Annotated in this window: 21 protein-coding genes; 4 read left to right on the top strand and 17 right to left on the bottom strand. The window is 65.9% G+C overall.

Features of this window, described 5'->3' with window-relative positions; translation table 11 throughout:
• Positions 1-21: 21 nt before the first annotated feature.
• From FB389_RS07045 to FB389_RS07060, 4 genes are all read right to left on the bottom strand, one after another.
• Positions 22-957, bottom strand: a complete 936-nt coding sequence (locus FB389_RS07045) for an aldo/keto reductase (RefSeq protein WP_142112257.1) — start codon at positions 955-957, stop codon at positions 22-24.
• Positions 958-1,037: 80 nt separating this feature from the next.
• Entirely contained in the window at positions 1,038-1,442 is a 405-nt protein-coding gene (locus tag FB389_RS07050; protein ID WP_142112259.1) for a DUF202 domain-containing protein, read from the bottom strand.
• Positions 1,439-1,801: a YidH family protein gene (locus tag FB389_RS07055; protein ID WP_142112261.1), complete on the bottom strand. Its 363-nt coding sequence runs from the start codon at positions 1,799-1,801 to the stop codon at positions 1,439-1,441. The genes FB389_RS07050 and FB389_RS07055 overlap by 4 nt, the downstream gene beginning before the upstream one ends.
• Positions 1,802-1,875: 74 nt before the next feature.
• On the bottom strand, positions 1,876-2,433 hold the full coding sequence (locus FB389_RS07060) for a GNAT family N-acetyltransferase (RefSeq protein ID WP_246043573.1): 558 nt from the start codon (positions 2,431-2,433) through the stop codon (positions 1,876-1,878).
• Positions 2,434-2,536: 103 nt separating this feature from the next.
• Between FB389_RS07060 and FB389_RS07065 the strand changes: the two genes are divergently transcribed.
• Together FB389_RS07065 and FB389_RS07070 are read left to right on the top strand one after the other, a co-directional pair.
• Positions 2,537-2,803: a hypothetical protein gene (locus FB389_RS07065; protein ID WP_142112264.1), complete on the top strand. Its 267-nt coding sequence runs from the start codon at positions 2,537-2,539 to the stop codon at positions 2,801-2,803.
• A gap of 69 nt (positions 2,804-2,872) precedes the next feature.
• Positions 2,873-4,573 (top strand): HNH endonuclease signature motif containing protein, encoded by a 1,701-nt coding sequence (locus FB389_RS07070; RefSeq protein WP_142112266.1) that lies wholly within the window; start codon positions 2,873-2,875, stop codon positions 4,571-4,573.
• Positions 4,574-4,935: 362 nt separating this feature from the next.
• Here FB389_RS07070 and FB389_RS07075 read toward each other — a convergent pair whose 3' ends face one another.
• Positions 4,936-5,343, bottom strand: coding sequence for a phage holin family protein (locus FB389_RS07075; RefSeq protein ID WP_142112268.1), 408 nt, complete (start codon positions 5,341-5,343; stop codon positions 4,936-4,938).
• Between the two features lie 176 nt (positions 5,344-5,519).
• Here FB389_RS07075 and hisC point away from each other — a divergent pair, with 176 nt between their 5' ends.
• Positions 5,520-6,695 carry a histidinol-phosphate transaminase gene (gene hisC / locus FB389_RS07080; RefSeq protein ID WP_342776028.1) on the top strand — a complete coding sequence of 392 codons (1,176 nt, stop codon included), beginning with the start codon at positions 5,520-5,522 and terminating at the stop codon, positions 6,693-6,695.
• 133 nt (positions 6,696-6,828) lie between these two features.
• On the opposite strand, the gene FB389_RS07085 is transcribed toward hisC, so the two are convergent.
• The 5 genes from FB389_RS07085 to pdhA all read right to left on the bottom strand — a co-directional run bounded on the left by FB389_RS07085 (position 6,829) and on the right by pdhA (position 12,521).
• Complete coding sequence (locus FB389_RS07085) at positions 6,829-7,701, bottom strand: NAD-dependent deacylase (RefSeq protein WP_142112270.1); 873 nt, start codon at positions 7,699-7,701, stop codon at positions 6,829-6,831.
• Positions 7,694-8,725 (bottom strand): alpha/beta fold hydrolase, encoded by a 1,032-nt coding sequence (locus FB389_RS07090; RefSeq protein WP_142112272.1) that lies wholly within the window; start codon positions 8,723-8,725, stop codon positions 7,694-7,696. The genes FB389_RS07085 and FB389_RS07090 overlap by 8 nt, the downstream gene beginning before the upstream one ends.
• Positions 8,726-8,883: 158 nt before the next feature.
• On the bottom strand, positions 8,884-10,329 hold the full coding sequence (locus FB389_RS07095) for a dihydrolipoamide acetyltransferase family protein (RefSeq protein ID WP_142112274.1): 1,446 nt from the start codon (positions 10,327-10,329) through the stop codon (positions 8,884-8,886).
• 18 nt (positions 10,330-10,347) lie between these two features.
• Positions 10,348-11,376: an alpha-ketoacid dehydrogenase subunit beta gene (locus FB389_RS07100; RefSeq protein ID WP_142112276.1), complete on the bottom strand. Its 1,029-nt coding sequence runs from the start codon at positions 11,374-11,376 to the stop codon at positions 10,348-10,350.
• The gene (gene pdhA / locus FB389_RS07105; protein WP_142112278.1) at positions 11,373-12,521 is read right to left on the bottom strand and encodes a pyruvate dehydrogenase (acetyl-transferring) E1 component subunit alpha; all 1,149 of its coding nucleotides are present in this window, start codon (positions 12,519-12,521) and stop codon (positions 11,373-11,375) included. Before pdhA ends, FB389_RS07100 begins: the two co-directional genes overlap by 4 nt.
• A 227-nt stretch (positions 12,522-12,748) precedes the next feature.
• Between pdhA and FB389_RS07110 the strand changes: the two genes are divergently transcribed.
• Positions 12,749-13,708: a hypothetical protein gene (locus FB389_RS07110; protein ID WP_142112279.1), complete on the top strand. Its 960-nt coding sequence runs from the start codon at positions 12,749-12,751 to the stop codon at positions 13,706-13,708.
• A gap of 124 nt (positions 13,709-13,832) precedes the next feature.
• Here the strand turns inward: FB389_RS07110 and FB389_RS07115 are convergent, their stop codons facing one another.
• The 7 genes from FB389_RS07115 to FB389_RS07145 all read right to left on the bottom strand — a co-directional run bounded on the left by FB389_RS07115 (position 13,833) and on the right by FB389_RS07145 (position 23,341).
• Positions 13,833-14,834: a hypothetical protein gene (locus tag FB389_RS07115; protein WP_142112281.1), complete on the bottom strand. Its 1,002-nt coding sequence runs from the start codon at positions 14,832-14,834 to the stop codon at positions 13,833-13,835.
• Complete coding sequence (locus FB389_RS07120; protein WP_170207919.1) at positions 14,827-15,882, bottom strand: VWA domain-containing protein; 1,056 nt, start codon at positions 15,880-15,882, stop codon at positions 14,827-14,829. The genes FB389_RS07115 and FB389_RS07120 overlap by 8 nt, the downstream gene beginning before the upstream one ends.
• The gene (locus FB389_RS07125; protein WP_142112285.1) at positions 15,879-17,081 is read right to left on the bottom strand and encodes a vWA domain-containing protein; all 1,203 of its coding nucleotides are present in this window, start codon (positions 17,079-17,081) and stop codon (positions 15,879-15,881) included. The genes FB389_RS07120 and FB389_RS07125 overlap by 4 nt, the downstream gene beginning before the upstream one ends.
• Entirely contained in the window at positions 17,078-17,554 is a 477-nt protein-coding gene (locus FB389_RS07130; RefSeq protein WP_142112286.1) for a hypothetical protein, read from the bottom strand. The genes FB389_RS07125 and FB389_RS07130 overlap by 4 nt, the downstream gene beginning before the upstream one ends.
• Positions 17,544-18,443: a DUF58 domain-containing protein gene (locus FB389_RS07135; RefSeq protein ID WP_142112288.1), complete on the bottom strand. Its 900-nt coding sequence runs from the start codon at positions 18,441-18,443 to the stop codon at positions 17,544-17,546. Before FB389_RS07135 ends, FB389_RS07130 begins: the two co-directional genes overlap by 11 nt.
• A 9-nt stretch (positions 18,444-18,452) precedes the next feature.
• Positions 18,453-19,415: an AAA family ATPase gene (locus tag FB389_RS07140; protein WP_211345016.1), complete on the bottom strand. Its 963-nt coding sequence runs from the start codon at positions 19,413-19,415 to the stop codon at positions 18,453-18,455.
• A gap of 257 nt (positions 19,416-19,672) precedes the next feature.
• On the bottom strand, positions 19,673-23,341 hold the full coding sequence (locus FB389_RS07145; RefSeq protein WP_142112292.1) for a hypothetical protein: 3,669 nt from the start codon (positions 23,339-23,341) through the stop codon (positions 19,673-19,675).
• Positions 23,342-23,523 lie beyond the last annotated feature (182 nt).

Genomic DNA, 23,523 nt, shown 5'->3' on the forward strand with positions numbered 1-23,523 from the left:
TCGCCGACCACCGGCTGCGCCCTAGGGCACGATGTGTCCCGCGGCGCGCAGCAGCGCGTACCACTCGGCACGGGTCAGCGGAATCTCCGAACCGGCGGCGGCCTGGATCACGCGGCGCGGCGTAGTCGTGCCCAGCACCACCTGCATCCCGGCGGGGTGGCGCGTGATCCAGGCCGTCGCGATCGCGGTGGGCGTTACGTTGTAACGCGCGGCTAGCCCGTCGAGCAACTGATTGAGCTCCGCGAACTCCGGATTGTCGATGAATGGGCCGGTGAAGAACCCCGCTTGATAGGGGGACCACGCCTGGATGGTTATGTCATGCAGGCGGCAATAGTCCACGATCCCGCCCCCGTCCTGCGTCGTCGACTGCGTCTCGGTGTCCATGTTGGCCGCGATGCCCTGGGCGATGATGGGCGAATGCGTGATCGAGAGTTGCAACTGATTGGCCACGATCGGTTGGCGCACGCAGGCGCGCAGCAAATCAATCTGGCGGGGAGTGTGGTTCGACACTCCGAAATGGCGGACCTTCCCCGCAGCGGCCAGGTCGTCAAAAGCGCGGGCGACCTCGTCCGGCTCGACGAGTGCATCGGGCCTGTGCAGTAGCAGTATGTCGATGTAGTCCGTTCGCAGGGCCCGGAGCGAGCCGTTGACGGATTCCACCAGATGGTCGTACGAAAAATCGTAATAGGGCCCGTCGGTGACGATGCCGGCCTTGGTTTGCAGGGTGATCTGGTCGCGCTGGGACGCGGTCAACTGCATCGCCTGCGCAAATCGACGCTCGCATTCATGCAGTTCGGGTCCGTAGATATCTGCGTGATCGAAGAAATCGATGCCCGCGTCGCGGGCGGATCCCACCAATTGCCTGATCTGATCGTCGGATCTGGAGGCGATACGCATCATTCCCAACACGACGTTGGGGGCCGTGATATCCGTGCCCGGAAGGGTTATGGTGCGCATGGGATCCGCCTTTCGATTGAGCGTCGCACGGTCGTTGCGACTCAACTATACGTTAGCGCGGGCCACCGACACGCGCCCCCTCAGCGGGCGATGACGACCAGAATCAACCCGGCGATCCCGGCCGCAAAGGCGGTTGCCGCCAGTGAAAACAGTGCCAGGGAGCCGGGGAGCGCTCGTCCCTGAGCAACCGCCTTATCGATGCGGTTCGCGCGCCGGGAAGCCGCCACCCACAGCGCCGCGAGTCCGAGCAGGGCGATGGCCGGGAGCACTATCCCCGCCCCGCCGATCGCGTTCGGTAGCAGCCGCAGCGAGGCGAGCGACACCACCGCCGCGGACAGGAGCGTGCGCCGCCAGGCCATGCGCGTGCGCTCCGCAAACAGCAGCAGCGAGGGGGGACGCGCGGCGGGTGGGGCGGCCGCCGCCCGCGCGGCATCGCGCCGCTTTGGGATCGGCGACGAGGCCACCCGGCGCGGCTTGACCGTCACCGCAAAACGACTGCCAGAAGGACCAACACTCCGGCCACCGCAACGCCCGCCACCAGCACGATCAGCGCGATCGAGGCGGGTAGTTCCGTGCCGCGGCGCATCGCCTTTTCGGCGCGCGCCCACCCGGCGTACGAGGCGATGGTCACCGCCAGGCCCAGCACGATCAGGACTACGGATGCCGCCAGACGAAGACTGGGCTGCAACGGCAACGCCAGCGCTTCGAGTGCGACGCCGGCGGCAATGAGCGCGACCGCCGTGCGAACCCATGCCAAGAAGGTGCGCTCATTTGCGAGGCTGAACCGCGCGTCCGGTTCTTTGCCTGCGCCGTATACCGATCTGGGAAACCTGGTGGCCACCATCCGAACATACCAAGTACTGGATTCGGCGGCTGGCCGGGTTATTCGGAATTCCCCACCGGCACCCGTGGTGGGGCCTATGGCGCGGTGGTGGTGGGTTTGCCGGGGCTGGAGGCGAACTCGTGCAGTCTCTCGCCGTCCAAGACGTAGGTGGTCCAATCGGTCTGGCCATGCCCGCCGATCGCGTCGTAGAGGTCGATCGAGGGTTTGTTCCAGTTCAATACCGCCCAATTGAGGCGGGTGTACCCCCGCTCGACGCAGATCCGCGCCAGGTTTTGGAGCAATGCGAGCCCGTAGCCGCGACCGCGGTAGGCGGGCGAAACGTAGAGGTCTTCGAGGTAAATCCCCTGTCGCCCGGTCCACGTCGAGTAGTTGATGAACCACACCGTCATGCCGATGATGCGCCCGTCCGCCTCGATGACGTGCGCAAACACCGACGGTGAGGCGCCAAAGAGGGTTTCGCGGAGCATTTGGGAATTGTTCTTCACCGCGGCTGGTTCGCGTTCATACTCGGCGAGTTCCTGGATGAGGCCGATGATCTCGTCCTCGTCTCCGCGGCGGGCTTCGCGGAGCGTGGCGCCGCCGGGTAAGTTGCGGGGCAAAACAGGGACGAGGCTCGCGTTCGCGTTTGTCACCGTCCCATCATAGGGGCGGGGCCGTGCCGGGATCGGGGGGCCGGGCGGGGCCGTGCCGGGATCGGGGCGACGTGCCGGGAATCCGCCACGGTACGGTGGTGCGATGGAACCGGAACTGGACCTGGAAAGCGTCGAGGACGGACTCATGGTGCTTGCGGCGGCGCAATTGATGCAGCGCAACATCGAGTTCTCGGTCGGCAAGGCGGGTGATCGCGGGTATGTGTTTGTCGGCGAGGGGGACTCGTTCGAGCTTTGGCTGACAAATCTGACCGCATGGGCGCGGGCGAATCCGCGCGATCAATGGCCTGCCAAGGTTGCCGAATGGGGGGAGTTTGTGGTCGCAAGGCTGCCTGGTGGCAACGAGAAATAGCGCCTAGGCAGGTTGTGTCGATGGGTGCTTGCGCGCGGCAATGTCAGACGGTCGTGAAACGCTTGTTTCATGGATGCGAAGATTGTGGTTGTCAGCGCCGGGGCGCCATCGGCTCCTGCCGTCGAGCAGGCGCTCGATGGCTCGCTCGCCGCCGACCCCGGTGATGCGGCTGTCGCCGCCTTGGACAGCATTTATGCCCGGATCCGTGCCCTGGAATCCGCCGCAGTCGCACAAGTGGCATGCATTATGGCCGAGTGCCAGGTGCCGGATATCGACCAAAATGTCGCTCGCCGGCACGGGTATCGGAATGCAACGGCGCTTGTCGAGGGCGTGACCCGGCTGAGCGGGCGGTCCGCGCGGATGATTGTCGGCCTCGCGAATGCAACCGCGCAGCGGGTGACACTTACTGGCGAGGTGCTGGAGCCGCAGTTTAGGAATCTGGCCGATGCGGTTGGCTGCGGCGCGCTCAACGTCGAGACGGCCAGCGCCATTGTGGCAGGCCTGGGGGACACGTGGCAGCGCGCGGATTTAGACGATTTTGCGGCGGCGGAGCACGCGCTGATCGACATGGCCACTGGCCGTATCGTGGACGGTCCCGGAGCCGGTTTGGCGCACTCGTGCGACCTGGTTGCCAGCGCCGCACGATTGTGGAAGGACAGGATCGACCCGGACGGCGTTGAGCCTCGCGCTGACGTCGCCGCTAAGAATCGCCAGCTGTGGATATCGAAGCGGGCCGTCCGGGGCCTGCACAAAGTCCGTGGCGAGGTGCCGACCGATGTCGCGGCGCGGTTCCATGCGCTCATTGACGCGCAGACGGATCGGATGCGGGAAGCCAGTGAGGGTGGCGTTGGCGGTGGCGGTGGCGGTGATGGCATTGCGGGGGGCACCTGTGCGGGCGGCGCGCGAGGCGGTGCCCTTCCCGACAACGCCTTAGTGCGCGCTTGCGATGACCGCAGAACGCTGCAACAGCTTGGCGCGGATTTGCTTGCAACGCTCCTGGCGGACTATGGCTCGACGCAACGGTTTGGTGGCGCGGCGGCAGTGCTGGTGACGATTGCAGCTGATCCGGACAATGACGAACTCGCCCGGACAGGCGATATCGCGGGTGTGGCGGTGCCCCGGTCTATGGTCGAGCAGTGGGCCTGCAACGCTGGCGTGCAACGTGTGTGGACGGCCCCTTCTGGGCGCGTCGCTGTCCTGGAAACGCCATCCCGCGCCTTTAGCGGGCATCAGCGGCGAGCGATCGCGGCCCGTGATGGAAATACGTGCCTCGTTCCGCACTGCGCGGTACCCGCTGCCGCGTGCGAGGCGCACCATGTGACGCCGTGGGCGCTGGGCGGAAAGACCGTCGTCGACAACGGGGTACTTCTGTGCTGGTCGCACCACCGGACGATCGAACGCGGCTACTGGGCCGTCTCGATGTGGCAGGGGCGGCCGGTCGTCACGCACGCGACAAGGCCCCCCCACCCGATGGGACGCGGCGACGAAAACAAGACACCGCGGGGGGCCCACGCGCCGCCGGGGCCCATGTCGCGGTCGCGATTCCAGTCGCTGTCACAGTCGCGGTCCCAGTCGCGGTCGCGATTCCAGTCGCTGTCACAGTCGCGGTCCCAGTCGCGGTCGCGATTCCAGTCGCTGTCCCAGTCGCGGTCCCAGTCGCGGTCGCGATTCCAGTCGCTGTCGCGGCTGGATCACGTGTCCGGTGCTTGCGATGGCCAAGTCATCGAATCGGACCCGACTCGCAACAGGAATCCGCCCTTGCGGACGTGAGTCAGCGTGAGAGCTATGCACCGATGCGACGGCATATACGGAATTGGTTGGCGATAGTGTTCCGGGGGCTTCTCTTCGCGTGTCGCTCCAGGCCTGTCGGCTGCGGGCGTGGCATCCTGTCCACGATCGGTTCCTTGCCGCAAGCCCCTTGGCGCGCGGAGGTCGTGGCGGCGAAGTCTGCCTTTCGCCCACGGGTTGGACGCACGTGTGTCATTTGCAGCCATTCGCTCCGGCGAATCGGGCGGGTCGGGCGCGGCGAGCCTTTGGGACGGTCGATATGTGTCGTGCCCGCTGCCGTCGGTGTTACGGAGACCGACGGCGCGGGCGGGCACTGGTTTGCGGGGCTGGGCTTCGTCCCAAAACTATCGGCGGGCCAGCCCTGATCCCGATTTATTTCCTATGTCGAATAGTCCCATCAGCACAGCATTCACGATTGCGACGATCAGGCCCGCCAGGACCGCCCACCAGAAACCTCCGATTTGCAGTCCCCACGAGCGACCCGACGTCACTGCATCCACAGCTAAGAGGACGAGTGCGTTGACGACCAGGCCGAATAGGCCGAGCGTGAGTACGTAGAAGATGAACGTGAAGAACTTCAGGATCGGCTTCACTATCGCGTTCGCGATGGCGAAAATCAGTGCCACTGCGAGGTATACCGCAATCGTTCCGAGGAGCGAGTTTCCGCCGTGCACGACGAAATTGCTGCCGAGCAGCAGCGTTGTGACCCAGATCGCGATGGCATTGACAACGATGCGCGCAAGGAAGTTCATATCTCTATGGTTGCACGCTGTGGCTGCTTGCGCGTGGCGGTCGGCGGGTGCGGTCAGCGGGTGCGGCAACGGTCGGCGGGTGCGGTCGGCGGGTGCGGTTACGGCCGTGAGGGAGCGTGTAGGAGCTTCGGGCGTACGACAAGGCGCGGCGAGTCCGCCGATAGGACAGTGAGACAATGTCAGTCATGGCACCGGAAACGAATCCAATTCGAAATGTCGCTCTACGGCCGCAGGTGGCCTCGTTGCCGAAATATGTTCCTGGGGCCAGGCCCGACAAGGACGCGCGCGTCCACCGGCTGGCATCGAACGAGAACCCCTACCCGCCCCTCGCCTCCGTGGCCGCGGAACTGGAACGGGAATTGCGCGGCATCAACCGCTACCCGGACATGGGGACTGTCGATCTCCTGGGCGAGTTAGCCGACTATCTCGACCGGCAAGCCGCCGCGGCACATGCGGCGAACAGCGCCGATCCGGCGGATCCGAAAGTAGCCGTCTCAATCGCCCCGGACAATTTGGTCGTAGGTACCGGCTCCGTCGGCGTCTTTGGCCACATTTTGCAAGCGTTCGTGGGGCCCGACGATGAAGTCGTATACCCGTGGCGTTCGTTCGAGGCGTACCCGATCATCGTCGACATCGTCGGCGGGCGAAGCGTCAAAGTGCCGCTGAATGCGGCGTACCAGATTGACCTGCCCGCCATGGCCGCAGCAGTGACAGAAAAAACCAAAGTCGTAGTCGTGTGCACACCGAACAACCCGACCGGCACGGCTCTCGGGCACAGCGCCCTGCGGGAGTTCATCGCGCAGATTCCGTCAAACGTGCTGGTTATTGTCGACGAGGCATACCTGGAGTTCGTGCGCGGAGAAGACCCCGTACGCGGGTTGGAGCTGGTCGCGGAGTTCCCCAACGTGATGCTGCTGCGGACCTTTTCGAAGGCCTATGGTCTGGCCGGGCTCCGCGTGGGCTACGCGGTGGGGGCGCCCGACCTCATCGCCGGGGTGCGCGCGACGGTGATCCCGTTCGGGGTTTCGACTATGGCGCAAAGGGCGGCGATACTCTCGCTTCGCGCTCATGATGAGCTGATGCAGCGAGTCGATGCGTTGGTCGCCGAACGCGCGCGGGTCGTTGCGGCGCTCGCAGCCCAAGGCTGGGAAGTACCGGTGACTCAGGCCAACTTCGTGTGGTTCCCGCTCGCGGATCGCGCCGCGCAATTCGCGACGGACGCGACGGACGCCGGGATTTTGGTGCGACCGTTCGTGGGCGACGGCGTTCGCATCAGCATTGGGGACCGGGACGACAACGATGCGCTATTGACATTCACACAGAATTGGATCGACGAGCACCCCGTCCACTGACATTCCCTATTCGAAATAGGGCGGTGGGCGTGCGCGGGGCGTCGGCGGTGGGCCGGTGCCGGCACAGGGCGCGGGCGCAAGCGCAAGAGGCGGTTACAAGGCCCGCGCAAACGGCGCAAGCGCAAGAAGACGATTACAAGGCCCGCGCAAACGGCGCAAGCGCCTGCCCGATTGGCTCGTGGAGAACTAGGTCGGCCATCTGGTCCGCCGGGGTCTTTGTGAGGTTGATGAGCACCAGGTTGTCGCCTCGAAATAATTGGACTAGTCCTGCTGCGGGGTAGACGGCAAGCGAGGTCCCGCCGATTATCAGCGTGTCGCAGTTGCGTACCGAGCGCGCGGCGCCGTCGAGGGTTTCGCTATCGAGGCCCTCGCCGTACAGCACGACATCGGGCCGGATGATGCCACCGCATGCGCAGCGGGGTACGCGGACGCCATGCGGTTGCGGGCTGTGCGGTTGCTGACCGTCGTGGGGTTGCTGGCTGTGCGGTTCTTGGCCGTCGTGGGGTTGCTGCTTTGCTTCGTGCGTGCGGGACCCTCCCAGGTCCGCGGCGGACACGCCCGCCGCGTTCATGACGTCGGCGAGCGAATAGGGGCGGTGACACTGAACGCAGTAATTGCGGTGCACGGACCCGTGTAGCTCCCACACCGCCTTCGATCCGGCCGCCTGGTGGAGTCCGTCGATATTTTGCGTCACGACCGCCAGCAGGCGCCCACGGCGTTCGAGCGAAGCAAGTGCCCGGTGCGCAGCGTTGGGCCGAGCATTCGGGTAGATCAGGTTTTCGAAGTAGTAGCGGAAGAACGTCTCGGGCTGGGCCGCGAAGAAGTCCGCAGACAGAATCACTTCGGGCCGGTAGCCGTATTCTCGCTGCGCCTTGTAGAGGCCTGCTTCGGAACGGAAATCGGGAATGCCCGACTCGGTGGAAACACCCGCTCCTCCGAAGAACACGATGCGCTGGCTCGCGTCGATGACGGCCGCCAGGCGGCGTTGATCATTCCTATCAGTCATGGTTTGCATCCCGCTCCCTGGCCCGGTCAAGTGATCCGGTCTCTGCCGCGGTCGCTTCGGCCACGGGCGCCTTGGTCACGGTCTCCGCCGCAGTCGCTTCGGCCACGGGCGCCTTGGCCACGGTCTCCGCCGCGGTTGCTTCGGCCACGGGTTTAGCAGACAACTGCGCGGCGACGCCAAGCATGACCGTGTTGAACGCCCGCGGCGCATCCGTGTTGACGTCGTGTCCGGCCCCAGCGATCGTGACCGCTTGCGCGTCAGGGCGCGCCCGCATGAACCGGCGCAACTCGAACCGCAGATGGCAGTGCTGCCCGTTGACGAGCCAGACCGGGCAGTCAACGGCTCGCAGACTATCTATCGCGGAGGTTCCCGCCAATGCGGTGAGCATGTCGGTCACCACCTGCCAGTCGGGTCGGGGCGCGGTGGCCGGGAGTCGGCCGGGCGCGGTGGCTGGGAGTCGGGCGGGCGCGGTGGCTGGGAGTCGGGCGGGCGCTGTGGACGGGAGTCGGGCGGGCGCGGTGGCTGGGAGTCGGGCGGGCGCTGTGGACGGGAGTCGGGCGGGCGCTGTGGACGGGAGTCGGTCGGGCGCTGTGGGCCGCCGCAGGGAGCGTCGGACTTGGCGTAGGTGGGGCCCTATTCGTTTGCCTGCGCGGTCGATTGCGCTCGCCACGTCGCGATAGGCGCGCAGCGGCTTATCCGAAGTTTCGGCAGCGCAGCCTGCGGCAAGCACCCCCGCCAACCGCGCCGGGTGGCGTTGGGCGGCATAGGCAAGTGCGATATATCCGCCCAAGGAGAGCCCTACCAGCAGGATGGGAGTTTGCGGCGAAAACGAGGCGAATGCCTGGTCTAGCCGCGCAAAAGCGGAATCAAGCGTGAACCTGGAGGTGACGTCGGTCCCGTGGCCCGGCAGATCGATGGCCAGGCTGTCCAACCCGGCCGCCGCTAGGGCGCTTCGCTGGCTATCCCAGATCCCCGACGACGTTCTGGTGCCGTGCACAAACACAACCGCGAGAGGTTCAGGCATGGCTTCCTTTCATTGCGCACCGTCCACTGTGCCACTCGAACCTGGAAGAGCCGCAAAGCCCCGCGATAGGTAACAAGGCGAACGTTGCGCGGGAAGGGCGGGCCTCGTCGGAAATAATGCCGGCCCCACACGCCTTGCGCCACACCCTACGCGGCCCGCTAGCCCCAGATCAGCGCGCGGGCGGGTTCCTCGAGCACCTTCGCGACGTCCGCGAGCACGCGCGAGCCGAGCTCGCCGTCCACGAGGCGGTGGTCGAAACTCAGCGCGAGTTGCGTCACGTGCCGCGCCTTGATCTTCCCCTTGTGCACCCACGGCTGCTGGCGAATAGCGCCGAACGCCAGGATCGCGGCCTCGCCCGGATTCAGAATGGGCGTCCCCGTGTCGATGCCGAACACGCCGACGTTGGTGATGGTAATCGTGCCGTCGCTCATATCCGCGGGGCGAGTCTTGCCCGCGCGCGCATTCGCGGTGAGCTCACCGAGCGAGCGAGCGAGCGAGAACAGCCCGAGCCGGTGAGCATCCTTGATGTTCGGGACGATCAGGCCGCGCGGCGTGGCTGCCGCGATGCCCAGGTTCACGTAGTGCTTGTAGACGATCTGCTGCCGGGCCTCATCCCAGGACGCGTTGATCTCGGGGTGGCGGTCGATCGCGATGAGCAGCGCCTTCATGGCGATCAGTAACGGGGTGACGCGGACCTCCGCGAAATCGCGGTCCTCGCGCAGCATCGACACGAGCTTCATCGTGCGAGTGACATCGACCGTGTGGAACACCGTCACGTGCGGCGCCGAGAACGCGCTCGAGACCATCGCCTCCGCCGTGCGCTTGCGTACCGACCGCACCGGGACCCGCGTCTGCCTGCCGTCCGGCGAAACTTCGCCGTCCGCCAGCCACGGCTGGTCGTCGCCCTCGTAGGTCGCGAGTTCCCGCGCCTGCACCTGCACCTGGTGAGCCAGCACGTCCTCACGCGTGACGATCCCGCCCGGCCCGGAGGGCGTCACGGTCGCCAGATCGATGCCGAGGTCGCGTGCCAGCCGTCGCACGGGTGGCTTGGCCAGCACGCGCAACAGCGCAGAGTCACCCCGACCGGCAGCAGGTCTGCGGCGGCGTGATTCCTGTTCGCCCGCCGTGCCGTAGCCGACGAGCACCGCCCCGCCGCCCGCAGCCGGCTCGCTCGCAGCCGGCGAACCCCCAGCCGGCGAACCCGCGGCGGCAGAGGAGGACGAGCTTCCCGCCGCAGTCGCCGACCGGTTCGCGATGGGTTCTGCCGGCGAATTGGGTGCGGCCGGCGGGTTTCCCTGCGCCGATGCGCCGGGCCCGTCCGATGTGCCGGGCCCGTCCGATGTGCCAGGCTCGCCGTCGGGGTCGACGTCGATCACGATGATCGGATCGCCCACGGCGGCAGTCTGCCCGGCGGGCACCAGCACCTCGGCCACGATTCCGCTCCACGGCGACGGCAGCTCGACCAGCGATTTCGCGGTCTCGATCTCGACAATGATCTGATTCACCTCAACCCGATCGCCCGGCGCGACGCGCCACTCGACGATATCCGCCTCGGTGAGGCCCTCGCCCGCATCGGGCAGTTCAAAGTGCTGGTAGGTCGGCATCGGATGCTCCTCGGGTTACTAGAAGGACAAGGACCGGTCAACGGCGTCGAGGACGCGGTCGAGCCCAGGAAGATACTCGTGCTCGATTTTGGCGGGCGGGTAGGGGGCGTGGAACCCACCGACTCGCAGGACGGGTGCCTCTAGTTCATAGAAGCACTCCTCCGTGATCCTCGCAGCGAGCTCCCCACCCGCCCCGAAGAACACGGGGGCCTCGTGCACGACGATCGCCCGCCCGGTTTTGGCCACGGACGAGTTCACAGTCGCCATATCGAACGGCGAGATCGCGCGCAGGTCCACCACCTCGATGCTCGTGCCCTCCGTCTCGGCAGCTGCGGCGGCCTTGAGCGCCGTTGCGACCGATGGCCCGTACGCGATGAGTGTCACGTCGTCCCCCTCGCGGGCGATGCGGGCCTTGTTCAGGGTGTCGAAGCGTTGCGTGACGGCGGGACCGGCCACGGCGGCCGAACCGTACGGGCCAGCCGCGAGATCGACGTCGCCTTTGGTCCAGTACTGGCCCTTGGGCTCGAGGAAGATGACCGGATCGTCCGAGCTGATGGCCTCTTGCAGCATGACGTAGGCGTCGGCGGGGTTTGCCGGGCTGACGACCCGCAGGCCCGCGGTGTGGGCGAACAGGGCCTCGGGGGATTCGCTGTGGTGCTCCACTGCGCCGATGCCGCCGCCGAAGGGGATGCGGATGACCACCGGCACTCGCAGCCGCCCGCGCGAGCGCGAGTGGAGCTTGGCGAGTTGCGTGGTGATCTGGTCGAACGCCGGGAAGACGAAGCCGTCGAACTGGATCTCCACCACCGGGCGGTAGCCGCGCAGCGCGAGTCCGATGGCCGTTCCCACGATGCCCGATTCCGCCAGTGGGGTGTCGACGACGCGGTCGGTTCCGAACTCGGCCTGCAGGCCGTCGGTGACCCGGAAGACGCCGCCGAGCGGACCGATGTCCTCGCCCATCAGCACGACCTTCTCATCGGCTGCGAGTGCGGCGCGCATCGCCTGGCCCAGGGCCTTGGCCAGCACCATCTGGCTCGGCTGGTTCATCGCGATCCCCCCTTCTTGAAGCTGGCGTCGTACTGGCGCATCCATTCGCGTTCCGCCTCGTTTATAGCGTGCGGGGTCGTGTAGACGTTGTCGAACATGGTCATCGGGTCGGGTCGCCCCAGGCTCCGGACGTAGGTTCGAAGTTCGTCGGCGAACTCGTCCCCCTCCGCCTGAACCCGCGCGGCGAACGAGTCGCTCCACGCGCCCTCCGCCTTCAGCAGCGCGACGATGCGGTCGATGGGGTCGCGTTCCGCCCAGTACTTCTCCTCGGTCTCGGAGCGGTAGCGCGTCGGGTCGTCGGATGTCGTGTGGGCGCCGCGGCGGAAGGTGACGGCCTCGATGAGGGTCGGGCCACCGCCCGCGCGGGCCTTGTCGAGAGCCGTCTTCGTGACCGCGTACACGGCGAGTGCGTCGTTGCCGTCCACGCGCACGCCGGGAACCCCGAAGCCCTCGCCGCGCCTGGACAACGGTCCGCGGTACTGCAGTTCGCCGGGGACCGAGATGGCCCACTGGTTGTTTTGGCAGAAAAAGACGATCGGGGCCTGGTTAACCGCGGCGAAGTTGAATGCCTCGCTCACGTCGCCTTGCGAGGTTGCGCCGTCGCCAAAATAGACGACGGTGGCCTCGTCCTTCGTCGGATCCCCCGTGCCGACGAGCCCATCGCGGCTCATCCCCATGGCGTACCCGGTGGCGTGCAGGGCGTGCGAGCCGATCACTAGGGTGTTGAGGTGAACGCGGTGCTGCTCGGTGTCCCACCCGCCGTGGTCGATGCCGCGGAAGAGGTGGAGTTCCTGGCGCAACGGGACGCCGCGCACCAGCAGGACCCCGTGCTCCCGATAGGCGGGGAACGCCCAGTCCTGCGGTCGCATGGCGTGGGCGGAGCCGATCTGTGCGGCCTCCTGGCCTTTGGACTGGGTGAAGAGGGCGAGTTCGCCCTGGCGCTGAAGCGAGGTCGATTCCTCGTCGAAGCGCCTGGTCAGGGTCATGTCCCGGTAGAACGTGCGCAACGCGTCGGCGTCGAGGGCGCGCGCCAGCGGCTCGTATGGTGCCGACACGTCGTCGACGCGTCGCTGTCCCGCGTGATCCACAAGTTGGACGAGTGGCTCAGCGGTCAGCGCGCTGGGTTGCCAGGGGGCTGCTGGCATGGGTTTCCTCCAGTGTCCGGGTGACGGTTCCGTAACTTACGCTAGCGTAACCTACGGTTGCGTAGGTTTCCAGGGTTGCGGGCGAATGAGGGCGCCACGGGCGCAAGGCCTCTGCCACTGCCCCGTGCCGAAGCGAGCATTTGACGCCAGCGGTGACGCGACCTAGTTTTGGACACGAAGCCCTTAGTGCGGACGGGCTCGACACGTCATCAGGACACGACGATCAGGTGAACAAGGGGGAACACACGATGCGTAGTGGAATGATGCGATCGAATCGGCGGGCAGGATTGCTGGGACTTCTTCTAGCCCTTGTCGTGACGCTAAGTTCCTGCGCCAAACATTCGCCGAGCACCGATCTCGACGAGGAGACCGGATCAGTAGTTGCGGTCAGAAGCGATATTCTCGACGATGACTACGCGATACATTTCCCAGAGGCAGCGGCCACTAAGACGCTTAACTTGGTTAGCGACGGTCGAGGTTGCGTATACGGAGTACTTGACGGCCACCTTCACCCCCTGCTACTTCCTTCTAACGGTCACAACTCATCTATCGGCACGTTCGTCAAAGACAAGAACGGCAATCGTGTTGCTGTTCCGGAAGCTACCTCGGGAAAGCCTGATTCAGCCCCGCGCATAGAGGCTGCTGTCACGCAGATGGGCGAGGCTCCCTTAGACCAGTCCTCGCGTCTCTCGCAACTCGTTGGATTTTGCCCGACAGGTCTCCCTGTCCTAGCGGTTGAAGACATCGCCTACAACGACAGTCGCGATACGATTACCGTCGACTTCCCTCATCGCACTTTACAGAAATCGGACTTACTAGCTTCCGAAGTCTCAACGTACTTCTCGGGAGTGCCCCGTGATTTCAGCCTCTCGCTTCGCGTTTCGCCTGAAGGATGCCTCTACGGAAAGAGTGAGGGCGCTGAACATCCACTGATCCTCCCCGGGGGAAGCGCCACGACAGAATCTGATTCCGGAGATTTGACAATCACCCTCCCTGACGGTGGACAGATCAATGCCGCATTCTCAGAAATCTTCAACAACAATTCGGGCCCAACCGTCGATGCGCTTGCTGTTGAAATGCAATCGGGCAAGGATCTGAGCATATTTTCACTTCTCAACAGAGTTGCCATCGATTGCTCAACAGGGGCCACACCACTTCTCTTGGATCAAGTGGTCGCACTCGAATAGCCGACACCGCACAGTGAGCTCGCTGCTCTCCACGGGCGATGCGTGATCGGCGGGAAACCGGCCGCGTGCATCGTCGCCGGGCCGAGTCCATCATGCACTGACCCTTGCGAATCAACCCGCGCGGCTACCAGCCCTTGGTCGGTTCCCCGCCGTCCTCGCCGGACTGCCCATCGAGCTGATCGGCCCGCTCCTTTGCCTGCTTTTGGCGTTCCTGAAGCTGCTCTTGGCGTTCCTGCTCCTGCTGCGATTCCTGAGATTGCTGTGACTGGTCCTGGTCGTCCTGCCCGTCTTGGCTTTCGTCGCCCTGCTGGTCGGAATTGTCCTGGTTGTCGCCCTGCTGGCTGGAGTCGTCCTGATTCTCGTCTTGTTTATCGCCGGGTTCGGCGTCGTTCGAATCGGATTGCGTCGAATCGTCGGGTGAGGTCGACTCGTCTCCTGGCGGCTGATCGGAATCGTTGCTGTCCCCGTCCGACTGGTCCTGGTTGTCGCTGGGGTTTTGCAGATCCTCTAGGGCGGAATTTGCTTCCTGGCGCTTCTGCTCCTCGCGCTGGTGGGCGTCTTTATCGTCAGTGCATCCGTCCTGCGTGCGCACCGACATGGCCGTCTGGTACGCGTCCACCGCCTGCTGGTACAGGTCTATCGCCTCGTTGAGAGCCGATGTGGGGTCATCGGCACCATTGGCGTCCTGCGCCTTCGCCTGCGCCTCGGTGACAAGGGTATCGGCCAGCCCCTCGTGGCCGAGCGCCAGGTTGTGCGTGACCTGACAGCGCGGGTATTGCGCGGATTCGTCCGTGGAAACGACGGCGGACGGCAGTTCCGCGGTGCGCTGATACGCCCGCCCCAGTTCCGCGATGGCCCCCGCGTAGTCGCCCGCCGCCAGCGATGACGTTCCTTGCCCGAACGGCGCCTTCCAGGATTCGATGAGGGTTTGCGCGTCGGCGTAGCCCCAGTACCGATGTGCCTGGGAATAATTGCCCGCCGAATAGGCGCGCTGCGCCAGCAACCCCATCGACGTCGTTGCAACGGCCAGGCCCCCCGATCCAAGGCCTATCAGGGCCAGTGGCAGGGTAGACCCGAAGGCGATCCACCGGATCTTCGTCCGGGACATGCGCTTTCCCCTACTCATGGCTTACTACTCCCACTCTGCGCGCGGCGCGGCGCGTCGAAATGACGATTTCCCACACCAGCAGGCCGGCGGCGGCCAAGGCGAAGGGCCACAACAGGGGCTGGTAGGCGCGGACGGTGCGGCTGGTGGCGGAGGCGTCCGCACCGGCCTCGATTGCCGGCACCTGCTGGGTCACCGCGACATCCGCGGTGCGGTGGACGTAGTCGAGGTTCATCTCGCCGGCCAACGACTTCAGCGATGATTCGTCGATGCGAGACACGGCCGCGGTGGAGCCTGACTGCGTCGGATCCTGGATGTATCCCGAATCGTTTCCGGCCGGGTCGTTGATTCGCATCTTTCCCCCGGCCTCGGTCCCGTACCCCAGCACCGCCCCGCCGTCGATCATGGACGCAAGCGGGGCGAAGGACCGCGGCGTTCCGCTCGCCGTATTTTCCCCGTCCGACATGAAGTAGACGATGCGCTTGTTCCCCGGCGAGTTTTGGTACGAATCGGTCAGCGCACTGGTCAACGAATCGAGCGGGCGGTCAATGAGCGAACCCGTCGAATACTGCGTCTGCTCCTGCGTGAGCGTGGCCGCCCACGACGCGACGGCGCGCGCATCGGTGGTCAACGGCAACTGCTGGGAGGCAACGGAATCGAAGCTGATGATCGAAAATTGCGCCCCGGGATTCTGCTTGGCAATCGCCTCCATATCGGTGCGCACGCCGTCCAACCTGGTCTCTATCGACGAGGCCCCCTCACCCCCATCCGCCCCTCCCGCAGTCGCGGCGTCGCCCCAATCCTCGGCGGCCATGGAGCCGGTGCGATCGACCACGAAGTAGATTTCCACCCCCGAGGCGTACGTCTCGACGCGGTCGTTGGCCACGGCCGGCCCGGCCGCCATGACGACCACGATCACCGCCAGGGCGCTGCGCCGCGCCCAGTCCCACCCGGCGGCGCGCCCGCCGCTCGCGCGCCGCGCGGCCCGCCACCCCAGCGCGCATCCGGCGGCCAGGGCAAGCGCCACGATCGCCAAGACCGCGACGGGAAGTATCGGTTGCAGGGTCATTCGCGCAACCTCCACTGCGCCGCGACCAAGATCGCAACTCCAAGCAGGGTGACAATGATCCATCCCCACGGTCGTTCCGACTCGGTGATTTCGGGGGTTGCACCCAGATCCACGGCCTGCTGGTCCTGGACGCGCTGCACAATTTCGCGCACCGCGTCGGCGTCATCGACCCTGTAGTAGTGCCCGCCGGCATTCGTGATCGACGTCCGGTAGGAGCTTTCCACGGAGGGGTCCTGCACCCAACTGGAGGCGCCGTACAGGCCGCTGACCTCAATGTCGCGCTCGCTGGTGAGCGCCAATGCCTGGTCGAGCGTGTACACGGGGGTGCCGCGCAGGTCGTTGTCCGTGGCCAGGATGATCGAGCGCGCCCGCCCGGACGCCGCCGAATCGTCGAAGAGCATCGCGCAATTGGCAAGACCGTCGCCGATGAGCGAAGACTGCGTGCCAGTCAGCGTCGTCCCGTTGGTGAAGTCGAGATACCGGTTGACCGCGTCGGGCGACGCGTAGTCGATGACGGAGGGATCGAGCGCCTGGTAGGCCGTCGAGAGCTGCTCCGAGACCAGCTGGTAGTCGTTGGTGAGCGGGAAAACGGTCCGGGAGGTCTCGTTGAATACCGACAGGGCTATGCGTTCGCCGTCGAAGTTTTTTACAAGGGACGAGAACACCTCAACCACTTGCCGGTCATATTCGAGCATGGAACCGGATATGTCGAGGCACAGCACGATGTCGCGGGTCCCGAGGGTTGTTTGTTTGACTTCCGTCGTGACCGGGCGCGCGGCGACGGTCGCCGCGCCGATCAGTCCGGTGCAGGCCGCGGCAATCCCGAGCCACTGCCACAGGCGGTAGCGCCGCAGCCAGGTGCGCAGGGCGGGGTTGTCCTGAAAGCGGCGCGAATTGGCGACCCAGACGGTTCCCGGCTGGGATGCCCCGGCAGCGGCGATGCGGGGGGAGGCGTGCGCGGCCGCCTCGGTGGCCGCAGTTTCTGGGGGCGCTGCGTGCGCTGGGGGGGCCGGGGGCGCTGCGGGGGACTGCCGGCCGCGGCGCGGCCGCCTCCCTAGCCACACGCCGAGGGCAATCGCCGCGAGGAGTGCCAGCGCGCCCACCCCCACGAGCCACGGCCACGTCAGCGAGTGGGTGATCTGGGAGGTCGTCGCGGCGGCGAGCCGCAGGCCGCCGGTCGCAGCCAGGGGAACGGTCACCACGTGGCCACCAGCTCACGCGCGCGCGCCGCGGCCGCGGCGACGCTCAGCTGCTCGCTTACCGCGAACTCGGGTCCGTACAGTCCGTCGATGAGATCCGCTGCGGGCCGCAACTGGGGACGCGTGCGCAGTTCGCTGAGCGTCAGCGATGCCGCGGGCGTCTGTGTGCGGATGGAGGCGAACGTGCGCAGCACCGCGGCGAGTTCCTGGTGCGCGAGCCGTTCGGATATCGACCCGTCGCGCCAGTTTGCCTCGATGTCGTCGATCTTGGATCGCGCGGCGGCGCGCGCCGCATCCCAGCGGGCCGCATTATCTGCGGCTGGCGCCTGCGCGACACGATCATCGCGGGCGTCCGGGCGGGTGCGCAGGAACAGGATCACCCAGCCGATCACGATCGCCGCGATGACGATCACGCCCGCGATCAGCCACCACAGCGCGTAGCCGGTGGGCGACACGATCTCGTCAACTGACATAGCGGTACCTCCCCAGCAGGGTCACCAGGTCGGCGAGGGCGTTGTCGCTTCCGGCCGTGATCATCATGTCCGCCTTCGCGGCCCTTGCCGTCTCGAAGGCCCGGTGGCGGGCTTGCGCGGCGGCCTGCCCCGCCGCCTGCGCCAGCGTGGTGCGCCCGCGCAAAAATGGCGGCAGCACTAGCGTCCCGGCCACATCCTGTATCGGGGTGTCGGTGGTCGCGATTTCGGGGGAAAACGGGTTCGCGTCGCCGACGGCAATGATCAAAATGGTGTGCCGCATCCGTAGCCTGCGTAAGACGGGCAGCAAATCGGGGTGCGGTTGCGACTCGTCGGTGACCAGGACGACCAGTGCCCTGCGGTGAAACGCATCCTCGACGCGGCGCAGAACTCGTTCTAAATCACGCGGCCGAGCGGACACGTCGAACATGCGGGAAACCTGCTCCAGCAGGATTTCCAGGTCCTGCGTGCTGGCGCGCGGGGGGCGCTGCTGGATGCGGCCGCTGTCGCCCGCGACCAGCGCAACCCTGTCGCCGCGGTCGCGTGAAACGTAGGCGATGATCGATGCGAGGAACACCGCGACCTCGCCCTTCGTCTCCGCTCCCGAGGCCGCTGTCGCCCCCATTTCGCTGCCCGTATCGACGGCCAGGACGGTGGTGAGGTTGGATTGGCGCACGAACCGGCGGATGATCGGGATGCCCGCGCGCGCCGATGATTTCCAATCGATATCGCCGATGTCGTCGCCGGGGTTATAGAGCGAAAGGTCGTCGAAGTCCTGCCCGTGGCCCTTGAAAATGGACCGGTGGCGCCCCTCCAGCAGCCCCGCCGCGCGGCGCAGCATGGGCAGTTCGAGCCGCGCGCGAACCTGCGCCAGCCGCTGTTGATCAGTCACGGCGCCCGCCTAGGGGGCCGGGACGTAGTCGAAGATGACGTCAATGATCTGTTCGGGCGCGACGCCGTTGGCCAGCGCGTCGAAGGTCCGCACCAGGCGGTGGCGCAGGACCGCGTGGCGGGCCGCCTTCACGTCGTCGGGGACCACGAACGTGCGTCCGGCCTGCAACGCCATCGCCTGACCGACGCGCATGAGCGCGATGGCCCCGCGCGGGCTGGCGCCCACGCGCAACTGATCCGCCAGCCCCGGAACTGGGCGCGGCCCCGAAAAGCGCGAGGTGTTGATGATGTCGACGATGTAGCGCTTGATCGCGCTGTCGACGTAGATGCCGTCCACCAACTCCTGGAGGAACTTGACATCCGCGATGGTGACGGGGGCCTGCGGCAACGCCGCGACCTGCCGACCGGAGGAAACCCTATCGAGGATCTCGACCTCGTCTTGCGGGTTCGGGTACGTCAGCACCTCCTTGACCAAGAAGCGGTCCATTTGCGCTTCGGGCAGGACGTAGGTGCCCTCTTCCTCGATGGGGTTCTGGGTGGCCAGAACCATGAAGGGGTCCGGCAGGCGGTACACCTCGCCGCCGATCGAGGTCTGCCGCTCCTGCATGGCCTCAAGCATTGCCGATTGGGTCTTGGCGCTGGAGCGGTTGATTTCGTCAAGCAGCACCAGATTGGCGTGCACCGGACCGAGCTGGGTGGTGAACGAGCCCGTCCCATAGTTGTAGATCTGCGTGCCGACAATGTCGTTGGGCATCAGGTCGGGGGTGCACTGGATGCGGTGGAACGTGCCGCTCACCGCCGCCGCCAGCGTCTCCGCGGCGGTTGTCTTCGCCAGGCCGGGGACCGATTCGAGCAGGATGTGGCCGCCCGCAATCAGGGTCGCCACCAGTGAACTGCGCAGCTTCTCCTGCCCCACGACCCGCTGCGAGAAGAAGGCAGAGATGTCGGTCAGGTGTTGGGCAGCGCGTTCCATGTCGGCGGGTGGGATCGCGCCCGTTCCGGGTGCCACCCTCGTGCGCGTGGGTGTTGCCGTCGTCGCCGTGTCGCCGCTGGTCGTCACTCGAGGCTCCTTGGATGTGCGCATGGGGCCGAGTCCCGAATCGACCCAGCCCGGTCTGCGACAAGTATCGCAAAGGCCGCGGAGCGTTTGCTGGAAGATTGATGGACGAGTCCTGGTATCCCGCGCCCGCCCCCACCAAAGGGTGCGCGGGCGCGGGGCGCACGGCTGATCTACCTCACGCGCATCGTCCGCGAGGCCTGCGCGCTCTTGAGCGTGGGCGTCCCGCGATACGCCACCCGCACCCTCTGCTTTCCGCGCTTCTTCGCTTTCATCGTTATCTTGCCTGTGCCCTTCGCGTTGATCCTGACGGTGCGCTTCTTCGATTTCCCGATCTTGACGGTGGCTTTGCCGCCAATCCGCTTCGCCGCGGGCGCAATGACGCGCACCGTGACTCGCACCTTGCGGGTCCGCTTGATCTGTTTGACCGCGATCTTCACTCGCGGTTTTATTCGTTTCACCGCGGGCTTCGTGGAGGATGCCCCGCCTGTGCTACCGCCGTCGCCGGGTGTTGTGCCGCCGTTGCCGCCGTCGCCTCCGCCGTCGCCGGGTGTTGTGCCGCCGTTGCCGCCGTCGCCTCCGCCGTCGCCGGGTGTTGTGCCGCCGTTGCCGCCGTCACCTCCGCCGTCGCCGGGATCAGCGGGCTCCGGGTCCGGCAGAGTTGCGGGGAGACCGGCGGATTGCCCCACGCCAAGGGGGATCGCGATGGGTCGCGTCGAATCAACAGCATCACCCGTCAATTCAATGCCGGATTCGGTGAGGGCAAGCGCGTAGCTCTTGCCGCCCATGGTCAGGCCATCGATGCCGCCGCGGCGGTCTTGCGTGAGCCGGATGTATGTCGGTTCGCCACTTGACAGGCGGTACCCATTGGAGGCCCACACGGAGTCAATAAACTCGGCGATGCCGAATAGGGAGGGCCGCACGCCATCTACCAGGGGCTTATCGCTGGTGCCGTTGCCGTCGCCCTGATACACCTCTGCAAACCAACCCGATCGCACGACATCGCGGATAATTGCCTCGGTGAACGCCGTTGCCTTCGTGGCTCCGCCTAAGACATTGCTCGTGTCGAGCAACGCGCGAACTATGTAGTTGGCGTTCGGTCCCTTCAGGTTGTCGCCCAGCCCGGCCCACTGATAGTCACCGCCGTTGTAAGCGCCTTCGAATCGATCGAGAAGCGCCGCCCGCGTTGCGGCAGACAACCCGGGCAGGGCCAGGGACGTGGCAGCGACCGACGCGTTTCCCGCGGACACAACCTGCTGCACGGCGTCGTCGTCCGAATTCCCTGCGAGCTTTACCTTTTGCACAAACGAGCCGCTTTGCATGAACCAGTCGTCGAGTTTTCGATACAGGTACTGCTGGTCGGATTGCCACTGGGCCTCGTCGGCAGACTTGCCCAACAGGGCCGATATCTTTTGCGCATAGTCCAAGTCGATGATCAGCGAAGTGACGAATTCCGAATCGCGCTGGTCGTAGTTGTAGATACCGCGGTCCTTGACCGTCCAGTGCAGGTTAGTCTTCGCGAAGCGAAGGACGCGGGTCAGCGCCGGATAGATTTCTTCCAATGTGGCCCGGTCCCCGGTGGCGTTGTAAAGCACCCACGCGGTCTGCGCCTTGCGGCTCGGAAGTACCTCGCCGCCCTGGGTGGGATCATTCGTGATCTCGCCCGCATACGCGCTGCCTTCAGGCTGCACAAAGTTCATGATCCCGGTGAAAGACTCCCACGCGGCCTGCGGATCGGCATACACCAACGCCTGCAAGCCGACCAGCGTGTCCCACGTTGCCACGTTCTTGGCTCCCGGTATGCCCGACATCCATCCGGATGCCTTGCCCGTTCCGAGTTGACGGCTCAGCGAGTTCGTTTCGGGGGTGGCAGGCAAAATGTTTTGTTCAAGGTTGATCCAGGCGCGGTAGTACGCGGCGCGAACGCTATCGGCGGTGACGCCATAGGCCTTGGTTTCGTGGAGCGAAAAGTCTGCCGGGGCGGGAACCCGCGCGAGGAAGTCGTCCCAGGCCCCGTCCAGGTCCGCGATGCGACCCGCGACATCGATCGCGGCCGCGGCCGCGGACCGTTGAGCCGCGGTTTCGCGCGCGCTCGATGCGGTCATGTTCGACGCGTAAGTCTGCGAGCGGCTGATCGGGCTCAGCGCGATCCCGACCTGAAATACGGTACCGGGGTCCATGGTGACGGCCCAGGCACGGTCGGAGGCGACCGGTTGTTCGGCCGTCGCGCCCGCTATCGAATTCCCAAAGCCGACGGTGGCGCCCGGCGGGATCGTGATTGCCTGCGCGTAATCGGCGGTGCCGGTGATGATCTGGCGCGTGGATGGGTTCCACGTCATAGATCCTTGTGTGATGCCACCCACCAGAATCCGGTCCGCGGCGCCCGTAGCATCAATGCGGCGCGTCACAGCGTCCAAGTCCGCGAACACGTCGGTGCCCGTGAGCGCCTGGCCACCTTCATAGGAGGCGGTGAACCGTTCGGCGCTGGGGCTCCAGGTGGGCGCGGTTTCCGTCGCGACCACCAGCGAATGATCGGGCGTCCACTCGCTCGCAACTGCGTCGTCCCAGATCACCGCGTCTCCCAGCGCAACCGCCGAGGGCCTCGCACCCGTTGTGAAGAGCCGCAGGTCCAACTTCTTTTGCCCGGTTCCCACCACCTGGGCAAGGTCGATGGTGACCCAACCGGTGTCCGTCCGGTCGCCTCCGACCAGATTGGGGGCGTTCGACGATCCGTTGATATACGAGGTCAGCGACCACTTGTGCGTCACCGCGTCAACGCGCAGCGCCATCTTAGTGGTAGCGGTGACGGCCACGTTGATCTCGGTCGTGACTGAACCATAGGTTTTGCCGGAATCCTTGATAGCCACGATCGCCTGGCCGCCATTGCCGGAGATGGTCGCCTGCTGGCTGGCGCTCTGCCACGCATCGGTCGAAGCAAACCGGTCCCTCCACAGCACGGCCCTGCCGTAGGCGGGATTGGTCGTCTGGTCGTCGGCCATGAGCTTGAGGGTGCGGACCGTTACGGATTTGCCGGCGCCGCCAGCGGCCCAAATCTTGAATTCGAGTGCTTGCTTGCCGGTCAGACCCGTGAGCGCGCGCAGATCGTAGGTGTGCTTGCCCGTAACCGTCGAGTCTGTTGGCATGAGCTTCTTGCCGTCGACCTCGAAGGCCCACGATGCGCCATCGGAAAGCGCAGCAATATCGACCGCGAGTAGGGCAGTCGCATCCAGGTCGACCGTGATGCTGCGAATCAGGCTTCCGTAGTTCTGCCCGGAATTGACGGTGACGATGGTGTCGGAGCCGCTGGCGGAAGCGGTGACCTTGCCGTTGGTGGTCCACCCCTGTTCTGCGGTGAAAGGCGAAGGGAGGGTGACCGATTGTGCGGTTGTCGCACCGTCATTTGCGGGCGCCAGGTACGTCGCGATCATTCCGGGCAATTTCAGCGCGCTGTCGTTCGCATAGAACATTCCCGATGCGGGCAGGTTCGCGCCCCACGTCTGATCCAGTTCGGTGTCGCGCTTGGTGAGATTCGTGTCGCCCTTGGCGTATCGGTCAAAAGAGTTGAGGACGAGGCGCGAGCCAGCCAAAGACTGCCATCGTTGCTGGGAATCTCCCGCCATTGCCAGGTCCGCGGCGCGGGGCCGCGGGGCGGCCGTCGCGGTGCCCTCGCGCAGGGGCGCCGCCACGGCCTTGACGCCTGGTTCCGCGGGAGATACCGATGCGATCCCGCTGGCTCCCGTCGGCGCCACCAGCGCCAGGCCCGAGAAGAGGGCTGCTAGTGCCACGAGCGCGCGGGGCGCTTGGTTGAACGGGCGGCTGCCCCTCGTGGTCGCGAAGGTCATGAGGTCGAAACTCCTTGGATTGTGAGGCGCAGCGGCATTGCTGCACGCCGGCAACAGGTCACCACAAGTCGCCCGTCTTTGTGGGGCCGTGGCGGCGCTTGGGCAAGCTTGGCTAGACCCCGTCGGTGGACTTTTGCGGGTGCCCTGATCACCGGTGTCACCCACGATACTGAACCGGTTTA

The sequence above is a fragment of the Rarobacter incanus genome, assembly GCF_006715765.1.
Lineage (GTDB): Bacteria > Actinomycetota > Actinomycetes > Actinomycetales > Cellulomonadaceae > Rarobacter > Rarobacter incanus.